Source organism: Haematospirillum sp. H4485 (assembly GCF_012102745.1).
In the GTDB taxonomy this organism is placed as follows: domain Bacteria; phylum Pseudomonadota; class Alphaproteobacteria; order Rhodospirillales; family Rhodospirillaceae; genus Haematospirillum.
In genome coordinates this window covers 108479-130237 of the sequence record NZ_JAAVSY010000002.1, presented here as the reverse complement: position 1 = coordinate 130237, position 21759 = coordinate 108479, and the positions used below count along the sequence as shown (strand labels likewise).

Genomic DNA, 21759 nt, shown 5'->3' with positions numbered 1-21759 from the left:
GATACCGTTCTTGATCCCGCTACATTATGTCAGGTTTCTGTTTTACGTATCTTGACATTCCTTGGTACATAATCCTGAGCCACGTTGGAAGAGGCCCGGCGCTTTTTCCTAAAGATTTTCTTTCAGCCATCCAAAGACACGACCAATCCCGCGACTGGGGCGCGCATTTCTTTCCACCAATCCGGCCATGTCGGCATCGGCGGGTGCGGTCCGGAATGCCTGGTCGCGTATGGCGTAACGCAGCAGTCCTGCGCAGGTAGAAAATGCGGGACCAAGAGCGTTCTCGGGGACCCCACGGATCCGTCGCGGCCGTCCAAGTCGCACCTGTTTGTCAAGCACCAGCTCGGCCATTTCACGCAGTCCCTGCAACTGGCTTGCGCCACCTGTCAGCACGACACGCCGGCCTGCGGCATGCAGCATTCCTGCCGTGGACAGCCGTGCGCGGACCAGCTCAAATGTTTCCTCGATACGGGGTCTGATGATACGGACAAGTTCGGAGCGCGGAATTTCCTGCGCACCTGCATCTTCGTCCTCGCCGACTTGCGGAACCTTCAGCAGTTCCCGCGCATCGGCCGGTGCGCTGTGAACTGTGCCCCAGACGGTTTTCAGGCGCTCTGCCATTCCGGCTGGTGTTGACAGGCCACGAGCGATGTCATTGGTGACATGATGCCCGCCAACCGGTACGACATCGGCAAAGACAGGGTGTCCATCCAGAAATACAGAGATGCTTGTTGTCCCGCCGCCCATGTCGATGACGGTTACGCCCATTTCTTTTTCGTCATCCACGGTGCAGGCCACAGCAGAGGCATGGGCACTTGCCGTGCGGCTTTCAATGCGCAGATGACAACGATCAATGACATTGGCCAGGTTACGCAGGGCACCGCCACCCGCAGCAACCATGTGAATGCGCACGCCCAAGCGATCGCCATACATGCCGCGTGGATCAACAATGCCGTCGGTCCCGTCAATGGTGTAACCCGTCGGGATGCAGTGGATCAGCTCCCGGTCGCCACCTTCGGCCAAAAGGAACTGGTGTCCCTGTTCCAGGATGCGGCGCACATCGTTGTCGCGGATGGCGTGACCGGCAACAGAGACCTCTGCATCCACGTTACGGCAGTGCAGGCCTCCGCCAGTGACATTGATGCAAACATCCCCAACGCGGACGCCGGCTGTTTGTTCAGCTGCATCAACCGCAGCGCGGACAGATTCTTCCAGCTGGGCCATATCCGCAACCTGTCCGTTGCGCATACCGCGTGACCGATGATGCCCCACGCCCAGTACCCGCAGGTCACCATTTTCATCCGCTGTTGCAACAAAGCAGGCAACTTTTGTCGTGCCCACGTCAAGAGCAGTAACAGGATCATTACGTTGGCGGTTTCTTGCCATTATATACTGTAGTCTCCGTGCACTCTGTTATGTATTTGTTTTTTGTTTCAGTAACGTCAGGCATTCCGTGCCGGACCGGTTGCAGGCAGTGCAGGGGGCTGGGTACGCCCCTTGCCCGGAGGTGTGCTGCGTGTCTGCGTGGTCGGTGCGGCACGCACGATCATACGGTCCACAACACGCAGGTCGATCATTTCCAGCCCACGCTCCAGAAGTTTCTGCTCACGGTCCATGGCGGCCAGTCGCGACAGGGCCGTGCCGGTATTAAATTCAGGCAGCTTGACTTCTGTGCCTCCCTCGCCGACAGCATCAATCCACAAATCCCAGCGCCGGGATCCAACCCGGACAGCGGCCCGGACACGTTGCATGATATCGGGTTCTGCGGATAACAGGGTTAACAGGTCGCTGACAGCATCGGGCGCACCCCGACCCGCGATCAAGGGCAGGTGGCTGTATTCCGGCAACATGGGACCGATGACGCTGCCGTCCGCATCGACCATTCGGAAATCACTTCCGTTCTGCCACAGGGCAATGGGTGTTTTTTCCACCAACGTGATGTGGAGTTCATCGGGCAGGTGCCGTTCAACAGTCGCCAGCCGGACCCATGGCAACTGTTCAAGCCGTGTCCGGACGGTTGCCGGATCCAGCTCCAGAAGCGGCGCACCCCGTGGCAGGTCCACGGCACCGAGCAGATCATCCGGGTCTGTGCTCCCCCGTCCGGTTACGGTAATCTGGCGCAGCTTTATGCCGGCGTCTGCGCTTATATCCATCAGGCCGTCCAGCGTTACATCGCGCAACATGTTCTGCGTCCATGCGATGGCACCAGACATCCAGGCTGCCATGACCAAGGCCGTGGTCATCGTACCTGCTGCCAGCCATTTCCGGGCCCGGGTACCGGGTAGGGAGACCAGAAAGGGAACGGCCATGGTCATGTGTCGCATTGCGCATTCTCCACCATCCAGGTGCAAAGGTCGGGAAACGAAATCCCGGACAGGGCAGCCTGCTCTGGCACCAGTGATGTGGGTGTCATACCGGGTTGGGTATTGACCTCCAGAATCACCAGCCGTTTTCCATCATACCTGAAATCTGCGCGCGATACGCCCCGGCATCCCAGGACATGATGGGCCACGACAGCCAGCCGCTGCACCTCGGCATATATATCGGCAGGCAGGTCGGCAGGCAGGGTATGCGCGGATCCACCCGCCGCGTACTTGGCATCGTAGTCATAGAAACTGTGGCTGGTTGTGATTTCTGTAACCCCCAAGGCATGGTGCCCCATGACGGCTGTTGTCAGTTCACGCCCGGGGATGAACTCTTCTGCCATGACGCGTTCGCCATAAGGCCAGTGGGTGGCAAAAGGCCGGGGACTTTTGGTGTCGGTGATGATTGCGACACCGACCGATGAGCCTTCGTTGTGTGGTTTGACAACATAGGGAACCGGAATGGGGTCACCCGCGATCAAGTCCTCCCGCGTGACAATCTTTTCCCGTGCAACGGCGATGCCGGCACTGGCACACAGTTTCTTTGCCATCGGTTTGTCCATGGCCAGGGCACTGGCCATCAGACCCGAATGGGTGTAGGGGATGCCAAGAACATTCAGCATGCCCTGGATGCAGCCATCCTCTCCGTAACGTCCATGCAGGGCATTGAACACAACATCCGGGCTGGTTTGTTCCAGATGATGCAGCAAGGCCCCGACATTGCGTGAGACATCCACCGCCTGTACGGCATAACCAATACTTTCCAGGGCCCTGACAGCGGCAGCTCCCGAGCTGAGAGAAACCTCCCGCTCTGCGGAGAATCCCCCCATCAGGACGGTTACCTTCCTGTGGCGCCGGTTTGCGCGCAGCCGTGCAACTTCTTCGACAGCTGCGGCATTGGCAGGTTGCGTGGCTGTTGTGCTGGTGAAGTCCAGGTTCATGATCTGTCTCCGGCAGGCGTCCGTTTTTCGACTCCGATACGACGAATTTCCCAACGCAGTTCCACCCCGAACCGGGCCCAGACCTTATGCCGGACAACTTCCCCCAGTTCTTCGAGATCACGTGCCGTGGCACTGCCGGTATTGATCAGGAAATTGCAGTGTTTCTCCGAGACCTGCGCCCCACCATGGCGCAAGCCACGGCAGCCGGCGCGATCAATCAATTCCCATGCCTTGTGGCCGTCCGGGTTGGCAAATGTGGAGCCGCCGGTTCGGGTCCGGACTGGCTGTGTGTCTTCGCGGGACTGGGCGATCTCGTCCATCCGTGACTGGATGGCGTAGCTGGAGCCCGGTGTTCCCCGGAGGGTGGCATGGGTAAAGATCCAGCTATCCGGAACTGCGCAGTGGCGATAGGACAGTCCCATAGCCTCCCGGTCCAGGGTGTGGTAGTGCCCGCTGCGGTCGATGGCGGTGGCGGACAGCAGAATATCGGCCATTTCGCATCCATAGGCCCCGGCATTCATGCGCAGGGCACCGCCAAGAGTTCCGGGGATGCCGCTCAGGAATTCCAGACCGGACAAACCCTGTACAGCCGCAAAGCGGGCAACATGAATATCCAAGGCTGCCGCGCCAGCCTTCAGGATGTGCCCCTCGCTGGATACGACAGCAGAAAATCCCCGTCCCAACCGGATGGTGACCCCCGGAATGCCGCCGTCCCGTACAAGAAGGTTGGAGCCGACACCGATAACGGTTACGGGAACATCATCCGGCAGCGCAGACAGGAAATGCGCCAGATCCGTATCATTCTCTGGCTTGAAAACAATATCGGCCAAGCCACCGACCTGGAACCATGTAACCCGCGACAGATCGTAATCGGCACGCAGCTGTCCGCGAACCCCGTCCATCAGGGGGCGCAGGCGCTCCAGCAGATGCGTTCCGGCTGTTCGGGTCATGGTTCGTGCGCTTTCCGTCATCAGGCTGTTACTTTTCCGGCCGAGGTTGACAGGGCATCAAGTTCACGGGGCAGGGTCTGTGCCCATGCTGTGATATTGCCGGCCCCAAGGCATACAACAAGATCACCCGGTGCGGTCAGGGACTTGACCAGCGATGCCAGATGTTCTGGTCCCTCAAGGGCATGGACGCTGCGGTGTCCATGATCGCGCAGGCCGTTGACCAGAGCCATGCGGTCAAAGCCTTCGATGGGTGCTTCTCCGGCCGCATAGACGTCGGCGACAATGACTTCCTCCGCTTCGTTGAAACAGGTGCAGAATCCTTCGAACAAGTCTCTCAGACGTGAATAACGATGCGGCTGCACCACAGCAATCACGCGTCCACGTGTTGCCTGGCGGGCGGCTTTCAGGACGGCAGAAATTTCCACCGGATGGTGGCCGTAGTCATCGATGACGGTGACCCCGTCACTTTCGCCTGTACGCGTAAACCGGCGTTTGACACCACCAAATGCAGCCAAGGCCCGGCGGATGACGTCATCCGTCAGCCCCATGCGCACTCCGACGGCAACAGTTGCCAGGGCATTTTGCACATTGTGATCCCCGAACATGGGAAGGCGGATATTCTCGATCGTACGGGATGTGTGCGGATCACCATTTCGCACCACGGCATCGAAGCGGGCCCCGTTGACACCGCCCTCAACGTTGATCCCCTGTATCTCTGCCTGCGGGCTGAAGCCATAGGTGACAATGCGCCGGTCTGCCACCCGGGCGATCAGGGTCTGCACTTCCGGGTGATCAATGCACAGGGCGGCAAAGCCATAGAACGGGATGTTGGTGACAAAGGTGTGGAACGCGTCCTGAAGCCGTTCGAAACGGCCATAGTGGTCCATATGCTCGGGGTCGATGTTGGTCACCACGCAAATCGTGGCTGGCAGCTTGGTAAAGGTGCCATCAGATTCATCAGCCTCTACAACCATCCAGTCACCCGTGCCCAGGCGGGCATTCGTGCCCCAGACATTGATAATACCGCCGTTGATCACGGTTGGATCCATGGCGGCTGTATCCAGCAAAGCGGCAATCAGGCTGGTGGTTGTGGTCTTGCCGTGCGTGCCGCCGACAGCAATGGCCCACTTCAGGCGCATCAGTTCGGCCAGCATTTCAGCGCGGCGTACGATTGGAAGATGGCGTGTGCGTGCGGCTTCGACTTCCGGATTGGCAGCCTGGATCGCCGAAGAGACGACAACAACCTTTGCGTTCCCCAGATTTGCGGCATCATGACCGATGGAAATCGGGATATTCATCGCCCGCAGTCTTTGGACGTTTGCATTCTCGGCAACATCCGATCCCTGAACGGCGTATCCCAAGTTATGCATGATCTCGGCAATACCGGACATACCGATGCCGCCGATGCCGGTGAAGTGAAGGGGGCCAATATCAAGGGGAATCGCACGCATGGTCAGGCAGTCTCCGGGGTACAGGCAAGGTTCTCGACCGCATCGCCCAAGCGGACAGCCGCATCCGGTATGGACCACGCGCCGGCGTGCCGTGCCATGGCAGCCAGATGCTCGGGGGCGGACAGAAGATGCACAAGGGTATGGGTCAGGGTCGAGGGTATAAAGGAATCCTGAGGTATGACAGTCGCGCCACCGGCGACTTCTACAGCCCGTGCATTTGCCGTTTGGTGATCATCGGCTGCCGCGCCATAGGGGATCAGAACAGAAGGCCGGCCGGCGACGGTTACCTCGGCAACGGTTGATGCCCCGGCGCGTGCGATCAGCAGGTGCGCACGTGCCAGACGTTCGGGTACATCGTCGAAGAAGGCGTTGACCGTTGCGGGGACTCCGGCACGGTCATAGTCATGACGGGCACGCTCCAGATCTTCCGGTCTTGCCTGATGGCTGACGGTAATGCGTGTGCGTATGGCGTCGGGCAAGGCGGCAAGGGCTGCGGGAACGACGTCGGTCAGGATGCGGGCGCCCTGGCTGCCGCCCAAGACCAGAAGTTCAACGGGGCCATCGGGGCCCGGTGGTATGTAAGGGGTTCCTGCAATATCCTGTATGCCACTCCGGACCGGCATACCAACACGGATCGCCGGAACCTGTGGCGGCAGGAAGCGGATCGCGTCATAAACAGTGGCAACAGCCTGAACCCGTTTTGCAAAAAGGCGGTTGGCACGCCCCAGAACGGCATTCTGCTCGTGGATCAGAACCGGGATACCCAGCTGTATGCCTGCAGCTATGGCCGGAACTGATGCATAGCCGCCAAACCCGACAACGGCCTTGGGGCGTATTTGCTGCAGGATGCGCCGGGCTTGCCAGGTTCCACGCAGCAGCGCCGCAAGGGCGGCGATGCGGGCCAGGGGGCTTTGTCCCAGAACCTGCGCCGATGACACCCCAAATGTTTCGACCTGCCCCAGAGTTCCCCCATAGGCGCGTCCGCGTTGGTCGGTGATCAAGCTCAGGGACCAACCCCGCTTTGACAGTTCTGTGGCCAGCGCCTCGGCCGGGAACACGTGTCCGCCTGTTCCCCCGGCCGCAAGCACAATGCATCCACGGGGAGTCACCTGTCCATTCATGGCAGCGTCCCCCCCGGGCCAAGCACAAGATGGCGCCGGGTCAGGGCCAGGATCATGCCCATCCCCAGTGCCAGTCCCAGCATGGATGACCCCCCGTAGGACACAAAAGGCATGGTCATCCCTTTTGTCGGCATCATATGCAGGCTGGAAGCCATGTTGATAATGGCCTGAAGACCGAACTGAACGGCCAGTCCACCAACAGAAATCAGGACAAAGAGGCTGTTGCCCTGCAGGGTTCGGCTCATGGCCCGCAGGACAAGAACCGCGAACAGCCCCACGATCAGCAGGCACAACAGAACCCCGAATTCTTCCCCGGCAACAGCAAAGATAAAGTCTGTATGGGAATCCGGAAGCTGCTCCTTGACCCGTCCTTCTCCGGGGCCACGGCCAAAAATACCGCCGTTGCGAAATGCCTGAAGCGCTTTCTCGATCTGGTAGGTATCCCCGCCGTCCGGATTCAGGAACCGGTCAACGCGGCTTTGCACGTGCGGGAAGATCAAATAGGCCCCTGCCGCCCCGCCAAGACTGACCGCAACCAGCAGGAAAACCCAGAACAAGGACAGCCCGGCCAGGAAGAACTGTGTGCTCCACATGGCGGTGACAACCATCGCTTGCCCGAAATCAGGCTGGATCAGCAGCAGGCCGACAACAACAAGAAACAGGGCACTGGCAATCCGGAACCCGGGAAACGCTTCGGACGTTCGGCCTTCGGCAAACATCCACCCGGCAACGATGGCAAAGGTTGGCTTGAGAAACTCGGACGGCTGGATCGACAGGCCACCCAGATGGATCCAGCGTGTTGCGCCCTTGATTTCCACCCCGCTGAATGGTGCCACAATCATCAGGGTCACCGATGCCAGGAAGCCCGCCAAGGCCACACGACGGATCCAGCGTGGCGAAAGCAGCGACACCGCAAACATAAGGCCCACAGCCAAGGGAAGAAAGACAAACTGGCGCCGGACAAAGTGGAACGGCTCGGCATGGATGCGCCCCGCAGCAGCGGGTCCGGCTGCCATCAGCAGGATAGCCCCGATGATGACCAGCAGCAGTGTAACCGTTAACAAAACCCTGTCCACGGTCCACCACCAACGGCCGATAATCGATGTGTCGGTACGGGTGAACTGAAGAAGGGTCATGTTGCCTCTTCTCCTTCGGGTACGTCCTCGGACTCTTCTTCGGCCAGTTCCTGAACAATCCGGCGGAAGACTTCGCCCCGGTGCTCGAAGTTCCGGAACTGGTCAAAGGATGCGCAGGCCGGGGAGAGCAGGACCACATCGCCGTGGTCGGCAATTTCGTCTGCACGTTCAACCGCGTTCTGCAGGTCAGAGCACTTGGTCCAAGGCACATCCTGCCCCAGCTCCTGTGCAAACAGGTCTTGCGCCTCTCCAATCAGAAAGGCATGGCGAATGCGTGGAAACAGCGGGCGCAGGGCCTGGATGCCGCCTTCTTTTGCCTGCCCGCCGGCGATCCACAGGACCCGGTCGTAGCAGGCCAGGGCGCGGGCTGTGGCTTCGGCATTGGTTGCCTTGCTGTCATTGATGAAGGGTACGCCCTCTATGTCCTCGACCAGTTCCAGCCTGTGTGGAAGGCCGGGGAAGGTGCGTAGCGCTTCTATGATAACGGGGACGGCAACACCCCGTGCCCTGGCTGCGGCAAAAGCGCAGGCAATATTCTGTCCGTTGTGGATCCCCGGCAGGCGCTTCAGCGGACGCAGGTCACAGATTTCAACGGGCGTGCCTTCACTGGCATCGAACAGGATGCCGTCGGCAACAAAGATACCGCTGGCGACTGCCCGTCCTGTGCGTACGGGAATGACCTTGTGCAGGGCGTGCCGTGATACTGTTTCGTACATACGGGCGCTGTCGGGATCATCAACGCCGATAATGCTGGTGGCATGGGCAGGCTGATCGGCAAAGACCCTTGTCTTGGCGCGGACGTAACCATCCATGTTGCCATGGCGATCCAGATGATCAGGGCTGATATTCAGCCATACGGCCACGTTTGCCTTCAGGTGAGGCATCAGCTCCAACTGATAGCTTGACAGTTCCAGGACGTAGGTTCCCCGCCAGTCCATCTCTGGCAGGTCCATGGCTGGAACCCCGATGTTGCCACCAACAGCAACGGGAAGCCCGGCCTGTTCCAGGATATGACCAATCAGGGCCGTGGTTGTGGATTTTCCGTTTGTGCCGGTGATGGCAATGACAAAGGCGTCTGTCCGTGCCTCGCACAAAAGATCAACGTCGCATACCAGGGGAATACCCATCCGGCGTGCCAGCAGTGCTGTCGGGTGGGGAGAGGGCAGGGTACTCGGGATACCCGGACTCCAGATAACGGATTTCAGGCCAACCCAGTTTTTCTCTGATGGCTCGGCAATGGAAATCCCCATGCGTGCGGCCTTGTTGCGGGATTCGGGGTTGTCATCCCACGCCAGCACCGTTGCTCCGACAGCCTGTAGAGCACGCGCCGCTGACAGCCCGGACTTGCCCAGTCCCAGGGTGGCGACGCGACTTTTCAGGTAATGCAGCGCTGGGTGCATTCGCCGGCTTCCTTATCTCAGTTTGAGGGTAGACAGGCCCAGAATGGCCAGAATAGTGGCAATAATCCAGAACCGGACCACGATGGTTGGCTCGGCCCAGCCTTTTTTCTCGAAGTGATGGTGCAGGGGAGCCATCCGGAAGACCCGCTTCCCTGTCAGCTTGAAGCTGACAACCTGGACAATGACAGAGACGGTTTCCAGCACAAACAGCCCCCCCACCAGGGCGAGGACAATCTCATGGCGGGTCACAACGGCCACGCTGCCAAGTGCGCCACCAAGGGCCAGGGACCCGGTATCACCCATGAAAACCATTGCGGGCGGTGCATTGAACCACAGGAATCCCAAGCATGCACCGATAAGGGCGGCCAGAAAGACCGACAGTTCGCCCGATCCCGGAATGTGCTGGATCCCCAGATAGGTTGCGTACAGGTTTGATCCCACGAAATAGGCGATCAGCGCAAAGACGCCGGCGGCTATCATGACCGGGACCGTTGCCAGCCCATCCAGCCCGTCGGTCAGGTTAACGGCATTTGAGGAGCCGACAATGACAACCATGCCGAAAGGAAGATAGAACCAACCCATCTGGATCAGGACGTTCTTGAAAAACGGAATGGTCAGCGCCGATGCAATGGATGGATCTGTGATCGACATGATCCACCATGTGGCCACCCCGCCGACAGCACACTGTGCGACCAGTTTTATCTTGCCCGGAACGCCCTTTGTATTCCGCTTGGTGACTTTCAGAAGGTCATCGATCATGCCAACCAGGCCATAGCCGATGGTGACCAGCAGAACAGCCCAGACATAGGAGTTGGCCAAGTCTGCCCACAGCAGGGTAGAGACCGTGCATCCCAGCAGGATCATCATCCCGCCCATGGTCGGTGTCCCTTTTTTGGTCAGCAGATGACTTTCCGGTCCCAGCTCCCTGATCGGTTGCCCTTGCTTCTGTTTGTGCTTCAGCCAGCGAATGATAGCCGGCCCGAAGACAAAGGCCACCAGCAGGGCTGTCAGCACAGCACCCCCGGCCCGGAAGGTAAGATACCGGAACAGGTTGAGGATGCTGAGATCGCCGGACAGCTGGGATAGATAATAGAGCATCGTGTGGTCTTCTTGTGATCCTTGGGTAGCAAGAGGAAACGGGCGGGGGCTTCCGGTCAGGTCGCCTCGCTTACGCTGTCGGTCATGGCTTCCAGGAAGGAGACAAGATGCCCCATCCGGGTACTGAATGATCCCTTGACCATCAGAACGTCGCCATTTTTCAGGGCCGGTGCAAGCAACGACGCCAGTGTGGCACTGTCAACGGCGTGGGCAGCCTTGATCGCGGGGGGAAGGGCTTCATGCAGGTTCATCATCAAGGGTCCAGCGGTATACACCTGCTCTATCCCCAGTGCCACAATTTCCTTTGCCAGGGCTGCGTGCCGTTCTGGACCGGTTGGTCCCAGTTCGCGCATGTCCCCCAGTGCGGCAATACGTCGTCCGCCCGGTCCGGGTTTTGCAACGGCAAGAGCTTCAAGGGCGGCGCGGACCGATGCCGGATTGGCGTTGTAGCTTTCATCGATCAGCGTGATACATCCACGCCTATCGGGCAGGGGGATGATCCGGGTCTGGCCCCGTCCCTGTGAGGGGACCAGCGTTGCCAGTGTGCGGGCGGCCTGTGTCGTGTCAAGCCCCAGTGCATGGACAACGGCAAGAGCGGCCAGGCTGTTGCGGGCCCAGTGTGCACCTGGTGCTCCGATGGTATAATTCAGTCCTTCCCGGTCAAGCCGTACAGAGACCTCGGTCTGCTCTGCCCCGATCACCAGATCCAGAAGCCGCACGTCAGCCTCGCCGTGTTGTCCGAAGGTCAGGATGTTCAGATTCAGATCCCGTGCCCGTGCTTCCAGGCGTTCGTAGAATGGATTGTCGCGGGGCAGGATGGCTGTGCCACCAGTCTGTACGCCTTCCAGAATTTCGGCCTTGGCATCAGCAATTTCAGAGACGTCACGGAAGAATTCCAGATGTGCATCCGAAACCCATGTGATCACGGCAATGTCGGGCCGGGCGAGGGCTGTCAGGGCGCGGAGTTCTCCGGCATGGTTCATCCCCATCTCGACGACGCTGTAGCGTGCATCGGCAGGTATCCGTGCCAAGGTAACCGGAACACCCCAGTGGTTGTTGAAGCTCCCGAAGGCGGCATGCGTGGGACCGAAATTGCCTAGGATATGCGCCAGCATGTCTTTGGTTGATGTTTTGCCAACACTGCCGGTGACACCAACCACGCGGCCACCAAAACGGTTCCGCGCTTCTCGTCCCAAGGCATGCAGGGCCGTAAAGGTATCGGAGACCATAATCAGCTGTTCTGGATTGACGTCTGGTACCGCCTTATGGACCAAGGCGCCGACCGCACCGGATTCAAGAGCCTGCCTTACCCAGTCATGTCCGTCGGAATTGGGGCCTTTCAGGGCGATGAATAGATCGCCGGGTGCTGTTGTCCGGCTGTCAATCGACAGGCCCGTGACCGGAAAAGCTCCGCTGCTTTTGCCGTCGGTAGCCTTGGCAATGTCCGATGATGTCCATAGGGTCATGGTGCCATCTCCTGTAGCATGCGGGCTTTCAGGGCTTCCCGGGCAACGTGGCGGTCATCAAAAGGAAGCGTGATTGCGCCGATGGTTTGCCCGCTTTCATGCCCTTTGCCTGCCAGCAACAGCACGTCGCCCGCACGCAGCATGGCAATGCCGGTGCGGATTGCTTCGCCGCGATCACCGATTTCAACAGCGTCCGGGCACCCGGTTCGTGCGTCAGCCCGGATGGCAGCCGGATCTTCGGTGCGTGGGTTGTCATCTGTCAGGATGACGCCATCGGCCAGACGATGGACGACCTCGCCCATCAGGGAGCGTTTGCCGGGATCGCGGTCGCCACCGCAACCAAATAGAACGATCAATCTCCCTTGTGTATGGGGCCTCAGGGCCAGTATGGCCTGTTCCAGGGAATCCGGTGTGTGGGCGTAGTCCACATACACAGCGGCTGTATCAGCACAGCTGCCTACATATTCCAGTCGTCCTGGCACCCCGGTCAGGCGGGGGAGTGTGGCCACAGCTGCAGCCGGTGTGACGGAGCGGTCGCAGGCCAGGACCAGTCCAAGGGCAGCAAGACTATTCATCGCCTGGAAATGCCCGGTCAGGGGCAGGTCAACATCCATCCTGTTACCCAGGACATCCAGCGACAGGGCTTGTCCGCGTAGACTGGCCCGGTTTTCAAGCAAGCGGATTTCATGTCCGTTTCTGCCATAACTCCAGACACGGCGCCCGGCTTTACGGGTTGCGGCATCCAGGATGCCATAGTCCGGACTGTCTGCATTCAGGACAGCAAGGCCACCCGGTTCCAGCACATCTGTAAACAAGCGTGTCTTTGCGGCCCGATAGGCTTCCATCGATCCGTGATAGTCCAGATGATCGCGGGACAGGTTGGTAAAGGCGGCGGCCTTGAGTCGCACGGCATCCAGGCGGAACTGGTCCAGCCCATGGCTGGACGCTTCCAGGCACAGGAAAGAGCAGGACCGATCCGCCGCCATGGCCAGAAGGCGATGCAGGCTGACCGGGTCCGGGGTGGTCATGCCTTCTGTGCAGTCAAAGTCGGGACCGGTCAGCCCCAGCGTGCCCAGGCTGGCGGCCCTTCTGCCCAGAAGGGTCATGATCTGGCGGAAAAAGACAGCCGTTGATGTCTTTCCGTTGGTTCCGGTGACAGCGGTTGTTGTTTCGGGCTGGCGTGCATAGAAGGCAGAGGCCAGCCGGGGCAAGTCGCGCCGGGGGTTGTCGGTTCCAAGAACAGGAATGCAGGATGCTTCACGAGGTGTGGTGGTGCCGTGTGCGGCAAGAATGGCTACGGCCCCCCGTTGAAGGGCATCGGCAATAAAATCCTGCCCGTTGGACCGGGTTCCGGGCATGGCAGCAAACAGGAAACCGCCTTTTACAAGCCGCGAGTCGGCCGTAATGCCAAGGATGTCTGTCCGGCAAGCCCCTTCATCCGGTTTCTGTATGCCGGCTTTTTCTGCCAGGTCACCGAGCAACATCAATACCTTCCTCTTCCACAACCGCTGTCCTGGCCACCCGTGCCTGGGCAGTTTTCATGGCCCTGACCTCAATCGGTTGGCCATTGACATGGGGCTGTATACCAAGAATGGGGCCAATTTCAGCAATGATCTCGCCGGCTGTTGGAACAACATTCCATCCCGATGTTGCAAAGCCCCATGTGGACTTCAGTCCTTTTGGCTCGTCCAGTGTGACAACCAGCGCATAGCGTGGATCATCCATGGGAAAGGCACCGGCAAAGCTGTTCATGTTGTTTTTGCGGTTGTATCCACCGGATGCAGAGATCTTTTCGGCTGTTCCTCCCTTGCCACCGACCATATAGCCGGGAACTTCGGCCTTGCGGGCCGTGCCATCCGTAATGACGGTCCGCATCAGTTTGCGCAGGGCCAGAGAGGTTTCCGTGCGCAGGACTTTCTGCGGTTCCGGATCACCGGCATCGCGTGGCAGCAGGGTGGGTTGAACCATGTAGCCGCCATTGACCAAGGGAGCCAGTCCCCTGATCATGCTGATCGGCGTGACCGCAATGCCGTGGCCAAACGATATGGTCATGGTATTGATGTCCCGCCATGGCTGGGGGTACAGCGGGTGGCCCGTTTCAGGAAGTTCGATACGGGCTGCGTCAAGAATGCCCAGCCTGCCAAGGAATTTCTTCTGGAATTCGGTTCCCAGCTGCATGGCCATCCGGGCCGAACCGATATTGGACGAGCGGGTCAGAATTTCGGCGACATTCAGCCGACGGTTCTCGCGGTGTACATCGCGTATGGTAAAGCGTGCCACTTTCAGCGGATTGATCGTGTCATAGCTGTCCTGCAGGCGGATCTGACCGGATTCCAAGGCCATGGCAGTATTGAACAGCTTGAAGATGGAGCCCATTTCATAAACGCCTAACGTGACCCGGTTGAAGCGGGCATTGGCATCAGAGGCTCCGAAGTTTTCCGGCTGATAATCAGGCAGTGAAACCAGCGACACGATTTCTCCGCTGCGTACGTCCATGATCACGGCACTTGCCGCTGTGGCGCTGAACTTTTCCATGTTGCGCAACAGAGTGTGGCGGACGGCATGCTGGACCCTGGCATCCACGGTCAGGCGCAGCGGGATGGAGGGGTTCTGGCGCAGGGCTTCGTTGAAGGTTAGTTCGGTTCCGGCAATGCCATTGTTGTCGGGGTCTGTGGCGCCAAGGACGTGGCTGAACAACGAACCCTGCAAATAGGCGCGCCGCTCGGCATTCTCGAAGAAGAGACCGGGGATGCCTTCGGAATTGACGCTTTGCTGCTGGTGTGGCGTCAGGTTCCTGTCAAGATAGACAAAGCGCCGACCGGATGTCAGGCGGTTGAACACATCGTGTCGGTTCAGGTGAGGCAGAACGGCGACCAGTTTGTCTGCGGCCTCGGCAGGGTTGATCAGTTTCTGGCTGTCGGCATACAGGTTGACGGTTGGCAGGTTTGTGGCAAGAAGAAGCCCGTTCCGGTCCACAATGTCTGCGCGTGTGTGTGTAATAACCTCGGTTTTCGCGACGGCCTTGGCCTTGTACGAGACTTGGTGGTCAACAGCTCCCAGGACCATGACGTCGAACAGCCGGACACTGATCCCGCAGAAAGCCAAGGTAAACAGGCTGGCTGTGACCAGCATGCGGACGCGCCCGGTTTCCAGGGCTTGTTTGATCTCTCCGTCCAGAACCACATGGGTTCCTTTCCGGTCAATGCCTGCGGATGGAAGCAGCTCTTCCCCTGGGTAGAGAAACGGTGCGACCTTCCGACGACGTGGGAACAGGCGGGCCATCATGCTATGGCTTCCCTGTTCTGGAGGGAACCCGGGATCGCGATGTATGCGATGGCACCATCTCCGGACTGGAATGGTTGGCCAGTGTCGGGGAGAAGGTTCCCTGATGTGCAGGGTTTTCAGGCTGTTGCAGCGGCAGGTCGGCAATCTGTGCCATGGCCTGTCCATCCAGGATACCAAGGCCCAGCAGGCGCGACGCAAGGTCCGCAATACGGGCCGGATCGTTCAGATAAGCCCATTCGGCAGACAGAACGCGAATTTCGTTGTGTGTCTTGTGGATATCCCGGTTGAGTCCGGCCAGCCGGTCTTCCAGGTTCTGGACCTGGAATTTCATCAGAAACATGCCGACACTGACGGCCAGCACAAGAAAAACCCATAATGCTGTGGTGCCGCGGATCATGCTGCACCATCCTGTGCGGGGCTATCGGTTCGGGTATCCACTCTCAGCTTTGCGGAGCGGGCCCGGGGATTTCGTTGTGCCTCGGCAGCCGAGCATTGTACGGCCTTGCGTCCTGACCCGACAAAGGTTGCTGGCGGGGGCGGTATTTCGCCCGGCAACAGGCGTGAGGCGCTTTTGGCAGAGCGTTCTGACAGGAAGGCCTTCACCTCGCGGTCTTCCAGGGAATGAAAGGACACAACAGCAAGCCGTCCACCGGGGGCCAGTATGGACTGGGCTCCCTCCAGGCCGCGGCGCAGTTCACCGATTTCATCATTGACGAAGATGCGCAGTCCCTGAAAAGTCCGCGTTGCCGGGTCTATGGTATCCTTGCCCTTATGCACGACAGAGCGGACAATCTCGGCCAGTTGACGGGTTGTCTGCAGCGGGCCGTTGTGGCGTTCCCGTACAATGGCCCGTGCGATGCGGCGCGACTGCCGCTCTTCGCCGAGGCGATACAGAATCGAGGCAATATCCTCTTCCTCAAAGGTATTGACTACGTCTGCAGCAGACAGACCGGCCTTTTCCATCCGCATGTCCAGGGGACCCTCGCGCATGAAAGAGAACCCTCGTCCCGGGGTATCGATCTGCATGGACGAGACCCCGACATCCAGGGTGATGCCATCGACAAGGCCAACGCCGGCTTGCTGCAGCAGGGCGGCCATGTCACCAAAACGACCGGGCAGGAACAGGAAGCGGCCGGGATAGCGGGAGGCCAGATCCTCTGCGCGCGGTGCGGCTTCGGGATCGCGGTCGATGGCAACAACGCATGTATCGCTTGAAGCTTCCAGAATGGCGCGACTGTAACCACCGGCACCGAATGTGCCGTCAACGTATGTTCCGCCACGGTGTACCTGCAAGCCATCCAGGACTTCGGTCAGCATAACCGGGATGTGCAGGGCTGTTTCTGTTGTCATGGTTCAGTCCCCGCTGCCAAGGTGCAGGGACGGGCGGCGTTCCGCTGCCCGGCGCCGGATTTCGGCTTCGGCCTTTTTCAGGGCAGATGGTTCCCAGATCTGGAAGGTGCGCCCCCGACCGACAAAAGCGGCCTCACTCGACAGCCCCGCATGTTCGAGCAAATCCTCGGGGACCATGATCCGGCCTTCGGTATCGAAGGCGAGCTGGCGTGCAGACGCAAAAACAAGCTGGGCCATTTCATCCTGTTCAGGTGAGAAAATATCCAGCCGATCCAGGCTGGAGGCAATCTTTTCAAGGCGATCCATGCCCATGCCATCCAGGCAGGATGTCGTGAAGGACGGGTAGCAGACAACACCGGCAAAGCCTTGCCCTGTCAGGGATGATCGCCACAGTGCCGGAACAGACACCCGTCCCTTCCGGTCAATCTTGTTGATGATCGTGGAAACGAAAAGCGACATCGCTTCCCAGGCCTTCCCATGGTTGGGCGGTGTGACCAGCACCGCAGGTGTGTCAAAAGCAACGCTTTCCGCTTTGGATACGCCCTGACCGACAGTGAAGCCGGTGGCCGGAGTCCGTGCTGGGCGGGAAGCAATTATGGTATGTCATGGTATGTCATGGGATCACATGGGTGTCAACGACACCTGCCCCGTGATAACGGGATTTGACCGCCGGGGAATAAAAGGCCGCATCCCGCATGAACGCTGACCTTTTTCATGAGCGTACAGGTTTTGTCGCGACGTATTTTATCGCGCAATGGTTTCTTTTCGTGGATTATGCGCCTGAGTGGCGGGGGGGGATGTGCCAGATGGCCTGTAAGCCGGGTTCTGTCCACGCACGGTTTGTGCGCTGGATGGTCATTCATCTGCGATGCCCGTTACCGGACACCTGGTGCGACCGACCCGGACGGCGGCCCGGAAAAGTGCCTGCCGCCTGTTGCGGCTGCCGTCCCTACTTGGTCTTGCTCCCGGTGGGGTTTACCATGCCGCCCCTGTTGCCAGAGGCGCGGTGCGCTCTTGCCGCACCCTTTCACCCTTGCTGCTGCCAAGGCCGCAGCGGTCTGCTTTCTGTGGCACTGTCCCTGGGGTCGCCCCCGCCGGACGTTATCCGGCACCGTTTTTCCGTGGAGCCCGGACTTTCCTCCCCCCGCCATCATCAAAGGTGGCAAGGGGCGACCATCCGGCCATCTGGCGAACCGGACCATAGAGCGTTCCGGGCCGGGGTCAAGCAGAAACAGTCAATTCGGGGTTCCATGGCGCGGGACATAGTGTCCGTCACGCAGGCAGACAAAGTGGCTGTCGACGTCCGGGTGTTCAACGGGATCACCGCTGTTGTCCTCGATCAGGCTTTGTTCAGAAACGTATGCGTGATAGGGGCCTTCGGTATTTTCTGCCAGAAGATGGTAGAAGGGCTGGTCTTTCGGAGGGCGCACCTCCTCCGGTATGGCCAGCCACCATTCCTCGGTGTTGGAGAAAATCGGGTCTACATCATAAACCACGCCGCGGAACGGGAAGATCCTGTGCCGGACAATCTGGCCAATTTCGAATCTTGCATGGCGTATGTTCATCGTTCCCCGACAGGCAAGGGCCCGAATCCGGGCCGGTTACGGGATAAGATGTGCCCTGAAGAACGATGATACAGGATATGTCCACGGGGCCCGCAAGCCATGTGCGATCAGAAGTACGTGATCAGGATGCTTCCCGGGCACTTTTTATGGCCGTCATGAGCGTGTTGGTGTCTACGGCCCCGGGTAGAATCCGGTCGCCAACGACAAAAGCCGGTGTGCCGCGAATACCCAGTGCCGTTGCCAGGGCGATGTTCTTCTCCAGCGTTCCGGCAATAGACTTTTGCTTGATATCCCGGTCAAGGCGCTTCATGTCCAGCCCGGCTTTCTGCGCTGTGTCACGGATGATGGCTTCGGTCAAGGCGCCGCGGCGCTCCATCATGGCTGTATAGAACGCCCGGTATTTTCCCTGCATGTGTGCAGCCAAAGCGGCTTCGGCCGCATTTGTGGACATCGGGCCAAGAACGGGAAGTTCCTTGAAAACAATCCGTACATTCGGATCTTGTTTCAGCACCTCCATCAAGGGTTTGAGCATCCGCTTGCAGTATCCGCACTGATAATCGGAGAAGCTGACGATTGTTACGTCACCCTTGGCGTTGCCCAGAACCGGATCGGCTGTTGAAGCCACCAGTTCGGGACGGCGGGCATCCAGGACGGAGCGCAGTTCGGTCTCTGCCTGTTCTGCCTGACGTGCCCGCAGGACGTCTATGGCCTCGGTAATCACCTCCGGATGTTCAAGAAGATAGGACCGGATTTCCCGGTGCAGCTCTGTCCTGTCGATCTGGGAAGAGGACCAGGTGGTTGTTGGTAAGGCAATGCCCGAGGCGATCAGGCCGGCAAGGCAAAGGGCAAGGCGACGAAGGAACGGGTACAGGGGCACTGGGGCACTCTCCGGATTTGTGTTTCGGGGCGTGAGCAGAGTGGAAAGGCCTACTTCTTGTCAAGCTGGTTCTGGGCTTCCATCTTGATGTCCTGAAGCCTCAGCCACAGGGGATGGCTTTGCCCCAGAAGCTTTTCGGCCTTTCCGGCATGAAAGGACGCCTGCGAGGGGTCACCGGTTTGCAGGGCGTATTCGGCCAGGGCATATGATGCCTGGCCTTCATTCCCGGTGCGGCCCCATGCTGTGCCAAGAAGTCTCCAGCCAAAACTGTTCTCCGGATCACGGGCTAGGGCTGTTCGCAAGACCTGTGCTGCTTCCTTCATGGCTTCGGGTGATCCACTTTCAATCAGGGCATGGCCATAGCTTGTGGCGATCAAGGGCTCGTTGGGCAGCAGCGAGACAGCCTTGCGATAGTTTGGCAGTCCTTCGGCAACCCGCCCATTTTCCACCAGCATTTGCCCGCGCAGTTCATGAAAGTAGGGATCGGACGGATACTCTTTCAGAAGGCCGTCAATCAGGGGCAGGGACTTGGCCGTATTTCCACGGCGGAAGTAGGCGATGGCGCGGGCATAGCGTCCCGCGACAGATTGGTCTGTTTCCGGATATTTCTGCAGGGTGCGGCCCTGGGTTTGCAGGAAGGCAAACATCTTGGCCACCATTCTCTTGTGTGCGGCCATCTGTGCCGTTGGTGCATGCGTTGTTGCGGAAGATTGTTCCACATGGGCGGCAACGGCAGATATGCGTTCTGCGTTCAGCGGGTGTGTCCGGACATAGGGATCCTGGCTGGCCGAGGCCAAGTATTCCTGACCTTCCAGGATATGAAAGAATTCCAGAAGCCCCTCTGCGGTTTGCCCGGTCTTGTCCAGGACCTTGAGGGCAAAGGCATCCGCTGAAGCTTCCTGTGTTCTGGAGAAAGAGAAATAGTTCCGGGTTGCCACGCTGGTTCCCAGTGATGTGACGGCCAGTCCGGCATCCGGCCGACCTGATGCCGCACCAATGGCAATACCTGCTGCCAGTGCCGCCAGGCTGGATATGCCGGCTTTTTCCAGGGCATCGATCCGGTTGACAATATGCCCTCCGGCAATATGTCCTGTTTCGTGGGCAATGACGCCGATCAGTTGTTCCGGGTTTTCGGTACGTTCCAGAAGGCCGGAGTGGATGTACATCCGTGATCCGGATGTAACAAAGGCGTTCAGCGACGGGTCATTGATCACCCGTATCCTGACACTGGCCGGTGGAATGCCGCCGGCTCGGAACAGTGGATCGGCATAGGAACGAATGATACTTTCTACTTCGGCATCCCGCAGGATGCCTCCACCCCGTCCGGCCAGGGCATTCCCCGGAATAATCGCCATGGCTGACAATGCCAGGACAGCGTATCGAAACATGCGAGTGATCGAGAAGAATATGTGCACAGTCTTGACCCCGGAAAGAGAAACAAAGCGTAGGGTGGGGATGTTTCCCCGTCAACGGGGGCTGTTTGTGGCGATGGTCATGACAGCCCTGGTCCCGGCTCTGTCCGGATGCTGGGATCCGGCCCGTGACCTGAAAACCGGAACAGTAGGTTATGTAAAAGGTTTTGCTGGCGGGATTGTGGCAGATGAGCCGCGGGCTGTTCTGGTCGGGCGTGATGTGCTGACGGCCGGTGGGTCAGCGGTTGATGCCGCTGTTGCCGCGGGTTTCTCGCTGGCCGTAACCCTGCCGTCATCTGCCGGTATCGGCGGGGGCGGCATCTGCGTGGTGCACGACCGGGCTCAAGGGACAACCGAGGTGCTGGACTTCCTGCCCGGACAGTCTTCTGCAGCCGTGCCAGCCCTGCCGCGTGGCTTGTTTGCCCTGCATGCCCGCTATGGCCGTATGCGGTGGGAAGAAATTCTTGGCCCGGCGGAGCAACTGGCCCGGTTCGGGGAACCCGTTTCCAGGGCACTGGCTGTTGATCTGGGCACGCATGGCGCCGGTCTGGTTCACGATTCCGCAGCGCGTCAGGTTTTTGCCCGGGGTACCGGCGAGCCGGTGCGGGCCGGCGATCATCTGACCCAAATGGATTTGGCGGCCTTCATCGGACGACTGCGCCGGAATCCGGCTGACTTGTATGGTGGTGTCCTGGGGCGCGAGTTTGTTGCCGCATCCAGGCATGCCGGGGCTTCATTGACCCTTGAGCATATGCGGTCGTGGAAGCCGCGCTGGGTCACCCCTGAAACGATCGTGAACGGGCATGATACCCTGTATACACCTCCGATGTCCGGTGCCGGTGGCAGCATTCATGATGCCTGGATCAAGCGTGCCGTTGCGCCCGTTGCAGGGCTGAGCGGCGGTGGTACCGGTTTTGTAGTGGTTGATCCGTCCGGTTCAGCCGTGGCGTGTGCGTTGACCATGCGCAAGCCGTTCGGAACCGGGCGGATGGTCCCCGGTTTTGGAAGCTTCCTGACACCTGCGTCCGGTGGCGATACGCCTCTGGCGGTTGCGTTGGCCATCAATGACCATGTCAACGAATTCCGCTCCGGTATTGCGGCGGCGGGTGCCGGGGCTGCCGGAAATGCGGTTGCCGTCTTGTCGTCCGCGCTGGGCAAAGGTGGGGATGATGTGCTGCCGAAATCCGTGATGGCACTCTCTTCGTCGGCCTCTGGTCCGGCCTTGGTCTCTGCCCTGCATTGTGACCGCGGCTTGCCGCCCTGGCCCGGCTCGTGTCGTGTAGCTGCGGACAGTCGCGGTGCCGGTTATGGCCTGCTGATTGGACGCCGTAGCGAATAGTTCCT

At 59.5% G+C, this 21759-nt stretch carries 19 protein-coding genes and 1 other RNA gene; 1 reads left to right on the top strand and 19 read right to left on the bottom strand.

The genetic code is table 11. The features are described 5' to 3' along the window. Positions 1-108: 108 nt before the first annotated feature. The 19 genes from ftsA to HEQ61_RS03080 form a co-directional block, all read right to left on the bottom strand. On the bottom strand, positions 109-1386 hold the full coding sequence (gene ftsA, locus HEQ61_RS03170) for a cell division protein FtsA (protein ID WP_168019707.1): 1278 nt from the start codon (positions 1384-1386) through the stop codon (positions 109-111). 56 nt (positions 1387-1442) lie between these two features. After that, positions 1443-2324, bottom strand: coding sequence for a cell division protein FtsQ/DivIB (locus HEQ61_RS03165; RefSeq protein ID WP_168019705.1), 882 nt, complete (start codon positions 2322-2324; stop codon positions 1443-1445). Next, on the bottom strand, positions 2312-3304 hold the full coding sequence (locus HEQ61_RS03160) for a D-alanine--D-alanine ligase (RefSeq protein ID WP_168019703.1): 993 nt from the start codon (positions 3302-3304) through the stop codon (positions 2312-2314). Before HEQ61_RS03160 ends, HEQ61_RS03165 begins: the two co-directional genes overlap by 13 nt. After that, positions 3301-4254, bottom strand: a complete 954-nt coding sequence (murB, locus tag HEQ61_RS03155) for a UDP-N-acetylmuramate dehydrogenase (protein WP_415877247.1) — start codon at positions 4252-4254, stop codon at positions 3301-3303. The genes HEQ61_RS03160 and murB overlap by 4 nt, the downstream gene beginning before the upstream one ends. A gap of 20 nt (positions 4255-4274) precedes the next feature. Then, positions 4275-5705: a UDP-N-acetylmuramate--L-alanine ligase gene (murC, locus tag HEQ61_RS03150; protein WP_168019700.1), complete on the bottom strand. Its 1431-nt coding sequence runs from the start codon at positions 5703-5705 to the stop codon at positions 4275-4277. 2 nt (positions 5706-5707) lie between these two features. Then, positions 5708-6826, bottom strand: a complete 1119-nt coding sequence (gene murG / locus HEQ61_RS03145; protein WP_168019698.1) for an undecaprenyldiphospho-muramoylpentapeptide beta-N-acetylglucosaminyltransferase — start codon at positions 6824-6826, stop codon at positions 5708-5710. Continuing rightward, entirely contained in the window at positions 6823-7962 is a 1140-nt protein-coding gene (locus tag HEQ61_RS03140; protein ID WP_168019696.1) for an FtsW/RodA/SpoVE family cell cycle protein, read from the bottom strand. The genes murG and HEQ61_RS03140 overlap by 4 nt, the downstream gene beginning before the upstream one ends. After that, complete coding sequence (gene murD / locus HEQ61_RS03135) at positions 7959-9362, bottom strand: UDP-N-acetylmuramoyl-L-alanine--D-glutamate ligase (protein ID WP_168019694.1); 1404 nt, start codon at positions 9360-9362, stop codon at positions 7959-7961. Before murD ends, HEQ61_RS03140 begins: the two co-directional genes overlap by 4 nt. A 12-nt stretch (positions 9363-9374) precedes the next feature. After that, positions 9375-10460: a phospho-N-acetylmuramoyl-pentapeptide-transferase gene (gene mraY / locus HEQ61_RS03130; protein WP_066134785.1), complete on the bottom strand. Its 1086-nt coding sequence runs from the start codon at positions 10458-10460 to the stop codon at positions 9375-9377. Between the two features lie 56 nt (positions 10461-10516). Then, on the bottom strand, positions 10517-11926 hold the full coding sequence (locus tag HEQ61_RS03125) for a UDP-N-acetylmuramoyl-tripeptide--D-alanyl-D-alanine ligase (protein ID WP_168019692.1): 1410 nt from the start codon (positions 11924-11926) through the stop codon (positions 10517-10519). Continuing rightward, complete coding sequence (locus tag HEQ61_RS03120) at positions 11923-13410, bottom strand: UDP-N-acetylmuramoyl-L-alanyl-D-glutamate--2,6-diaminopimelate ligase (RefSeq protein WP_168019690.1); 1488 nt, start codon at positions 13408-13410, stop codon at positions 11923-11925. The genes HEQ61_RS03125 and HEQ61_RS03120 overlap by 4 nt, the downstream gene beginning before the upstream one ends. Then, positions 13397-15211 (bottom strand): peptidoglycan D,D-transpeptidase FtsI family protein, encoded by a 1815-nt coding sequence (locus HEQ61_RS03115; RefSeq protein WP_245183097.1) that lies wholly within the window; start codon positions 15209-15211, stop codon positions 13397-13399. The genes HEQ61_RS03120 and HEQ61_RS03115 overlap by 14 nt, the downstream gene beginning before the upstream one ends. Position 15212: 1 nt before the next feature. Then, positions 15213-15608 (bottom strand): hypothetical protein, encoded by a 396-nt coding sequence (locus tag HEQ61_RS03110; RefSeq protein ID WP_168019688.1) that lies wholly within the window; start codon positions 15606-15608, stop codon positions 15213-15215. Continuing rightward, positions 15605-16561, bottom strand: a complete 957-nt coding sequence (rsmH, locus tag HEQ61_RS03105; protein ID WP_168019686.1) for a 16S rRNA (cytosine(1402)-N(4))-methyltransferase RsmH — start codon at positions 16559-16561, stop codon at positions 15605-15607. The genes HEQ61_RS03110 and rsmH overlap by 4 nt, the downstream gene beginning before the upstream one ends. A 3-nt stretch (positions 16562-16564) precedes the next feature. Further along, positions 16565-17020, bottom strand: a complete 456-nt coding sequence (mraZ, locus tag HEQ61_RS03100; RefSeq protein WP_168019685.1) for a division/cell wall cluster transcriptional repressor MraZ — start codon at positions 17018-17020, stop codon at positions 16565-16567. A 339-nt stretch (positions 17021-17359) separates the two neighbouring features. After that, an RNA gene (gene rnpB, locus HEQ61_RS03095) (RNase P RNA component class A) lies at positions 17360-17750 on the bottom strand. 46 nt (positions 17751-17796) lie between these two features. Beyond that, positions 17797-18126 (bottom strand): heat shock protein HspQ, encoded by a 330-nt coding sequence (hspQ, locus tag HEQ61_RS03090; protein WP_066134807.1) that lies wholly within the window; start codon positions 18124-18126, stop codon positions 17797-17799. Positions 18127-18247: 121 nt separating this feature from the next. Beyond that, positions 18248-19003 (bottom strand): DsbA family protein, encoded by a 756-nt coding sequence (locus HEQ61_RS03085; protein WP_168019683.1) that lies wholly within the window; start codon positions 19001-19003, stop codon positions 18248-18250. A 50-nt stretch (positions 19004-19053) separates the two neighbouring features. Continuing rightward, positions 19054-20358, bottom strand: a complete 1305-nt coding sequence (locus HEQ61_RS03080; protein WP_168019681.1) for a M48 family metalloprotease — start codon at positions 20356-20358, stop codon at positions 19054-19056. On the opposite strand from HEQ61_RS03080, the gene HEQ61_RS03075 reads away from it, so the two are divergent. Then, the gene (locus tag HEQ61_RS03075) at positions 20357-21754 is read left to right on the top strand and encodes a gamma-glutamyltransferase (protein WP_245183096.1); all 1398 of its coding nucleotides are present in this window, start codon (positions 20357-20359) and stop codon (positions 21752-21754) included. The genes HEQ61_RS03080 and HEQ61_RS03075 overlap by 2 nt on opposite strands. Positions 21755-21759: the final 5 nt, after the last annotated feature.

Bases quoted from the DNA above. Each gene is read 5' to 3' on its own strand.
- ftsA (WP_168019707.1), bottom strand. From the start codon at position 1,386: ATGGCAAGAAACCGCCAACGTAATGATCCTGTTACTGCTCTTGACGTG.
- HEQ61_RS03165 (WP_168019705.1), bottom strand. From the start codon at position 2,324: ATGCGACACATGACCATGGCCGTTCCCTTTCTGGTCTCCCTACCCGGT.
- HEQ61_RS03160 (WP_168019703.1), bottom strand. From the start codon at position 3,304: ATGAACCTGGACTTCACCAGCACAACAGCCACGCAACCTGCCAATGCC.
- murB (WP_415877247.1), bottom strand. From the start codon at position 4,254: ATGACCCGAACAGCCGGAACGCATCTGCTGGAGCGCCTGCGCCCCCTG.
- murC (WP_168019700.1), bottom strand. From the start codon at position 5,705: ATGCGTGCGATTCCCCTTGATATTGGCCCCCTTCACTTCACCGGCATC.
- murG (WP_168019698.1), bottom strand. From the start codon at position 6,826: ATGAATGGACAGGTGACTCCCCGTGGATGCATTGTGCTTGCGGCCGGG.
- HEQ61_RS03140 (WP_168019696.1), bottom strand. From the start codon at position 7,962: ATGACCCTTCTTCAGTTCACCCGTACCGACACATCGATTATCGGCCGT.
- murD (WP_168019694.1), bottom strand. From the start codon at position 9,362: ATGCACCCAGCGCTGCATTACCTGAAAAGTCGCGTCGCCACCCTGGGA.
- mraY (WP_066134785.1), bottom strand. From the start codon at position 10,460: ATGCTCTATTATCTATCCCAGCTGTCCGGCGATCTCAGCATCCTCAAC.
- HEQ61_RS03125 (WP_168019692.1), bottom strand. From the start codon at position 11,926: ATGACCCTATGGACATCATCGGACATTGCCAAGGCTACCGACGGCAAA.
- HEQ61_RS03120 (WP_168019690.1), bottom strand. From the start codon at position 13,410: ATGTTGCTCGGTGACCTGGCAGAAAAAGCCGGCATACAGAAACCGGAT.
- HEQ61_RS03115 (WP_245183097.1), bottom strand. From the start codon at position 15,211: ATGATGGCCCGCCTGTTCCCACGTCGTCGGAAGGTCGCACCGTTTCTC.
- HEQ61_RS03110 (WP_168019688.1), bottom strand. From the start codon at position 15,608: ATGATCCGCGGCACCACAGCATTATGGGTTTTTCTTGTGCTGGCCGTC.
- rsmH (WP_168019686.1), bottom strand. From the start codon at position 16,561: ATGACAACAGAAACAGCCCTGCACATCCCGGTTATGCTGACCGAAGTC.
- mraZ (WP_168019685.1), bottom strand. From the start codon at position 17,020: ATGTCGCTTTTCGTTTCCACGATCATCAACAAGATTGACCGGAAGGGA.
- hspQ (WP_066134807.1), bottom strand. From the start codon at position 18,126: ATGAACATACGCCATGCAAGATTCGAAATTGGCCAGATTGTCCGGCAC.
- HEQ61_RS03075 (WP_245183096.1), top strand. From the start codon at position 20,357: ATGGCTGACAATGCCAGGACAGCGTATCGAAACATGCGAGTGATCGAG.
- HEQ61_RS03080 (WP_168019681.1), bottom strand. From the start codon at position 20,358: ATGGCGATTATTCCGGGGAATGCCCTGGCCGGACGGGGTGGAGGCATC.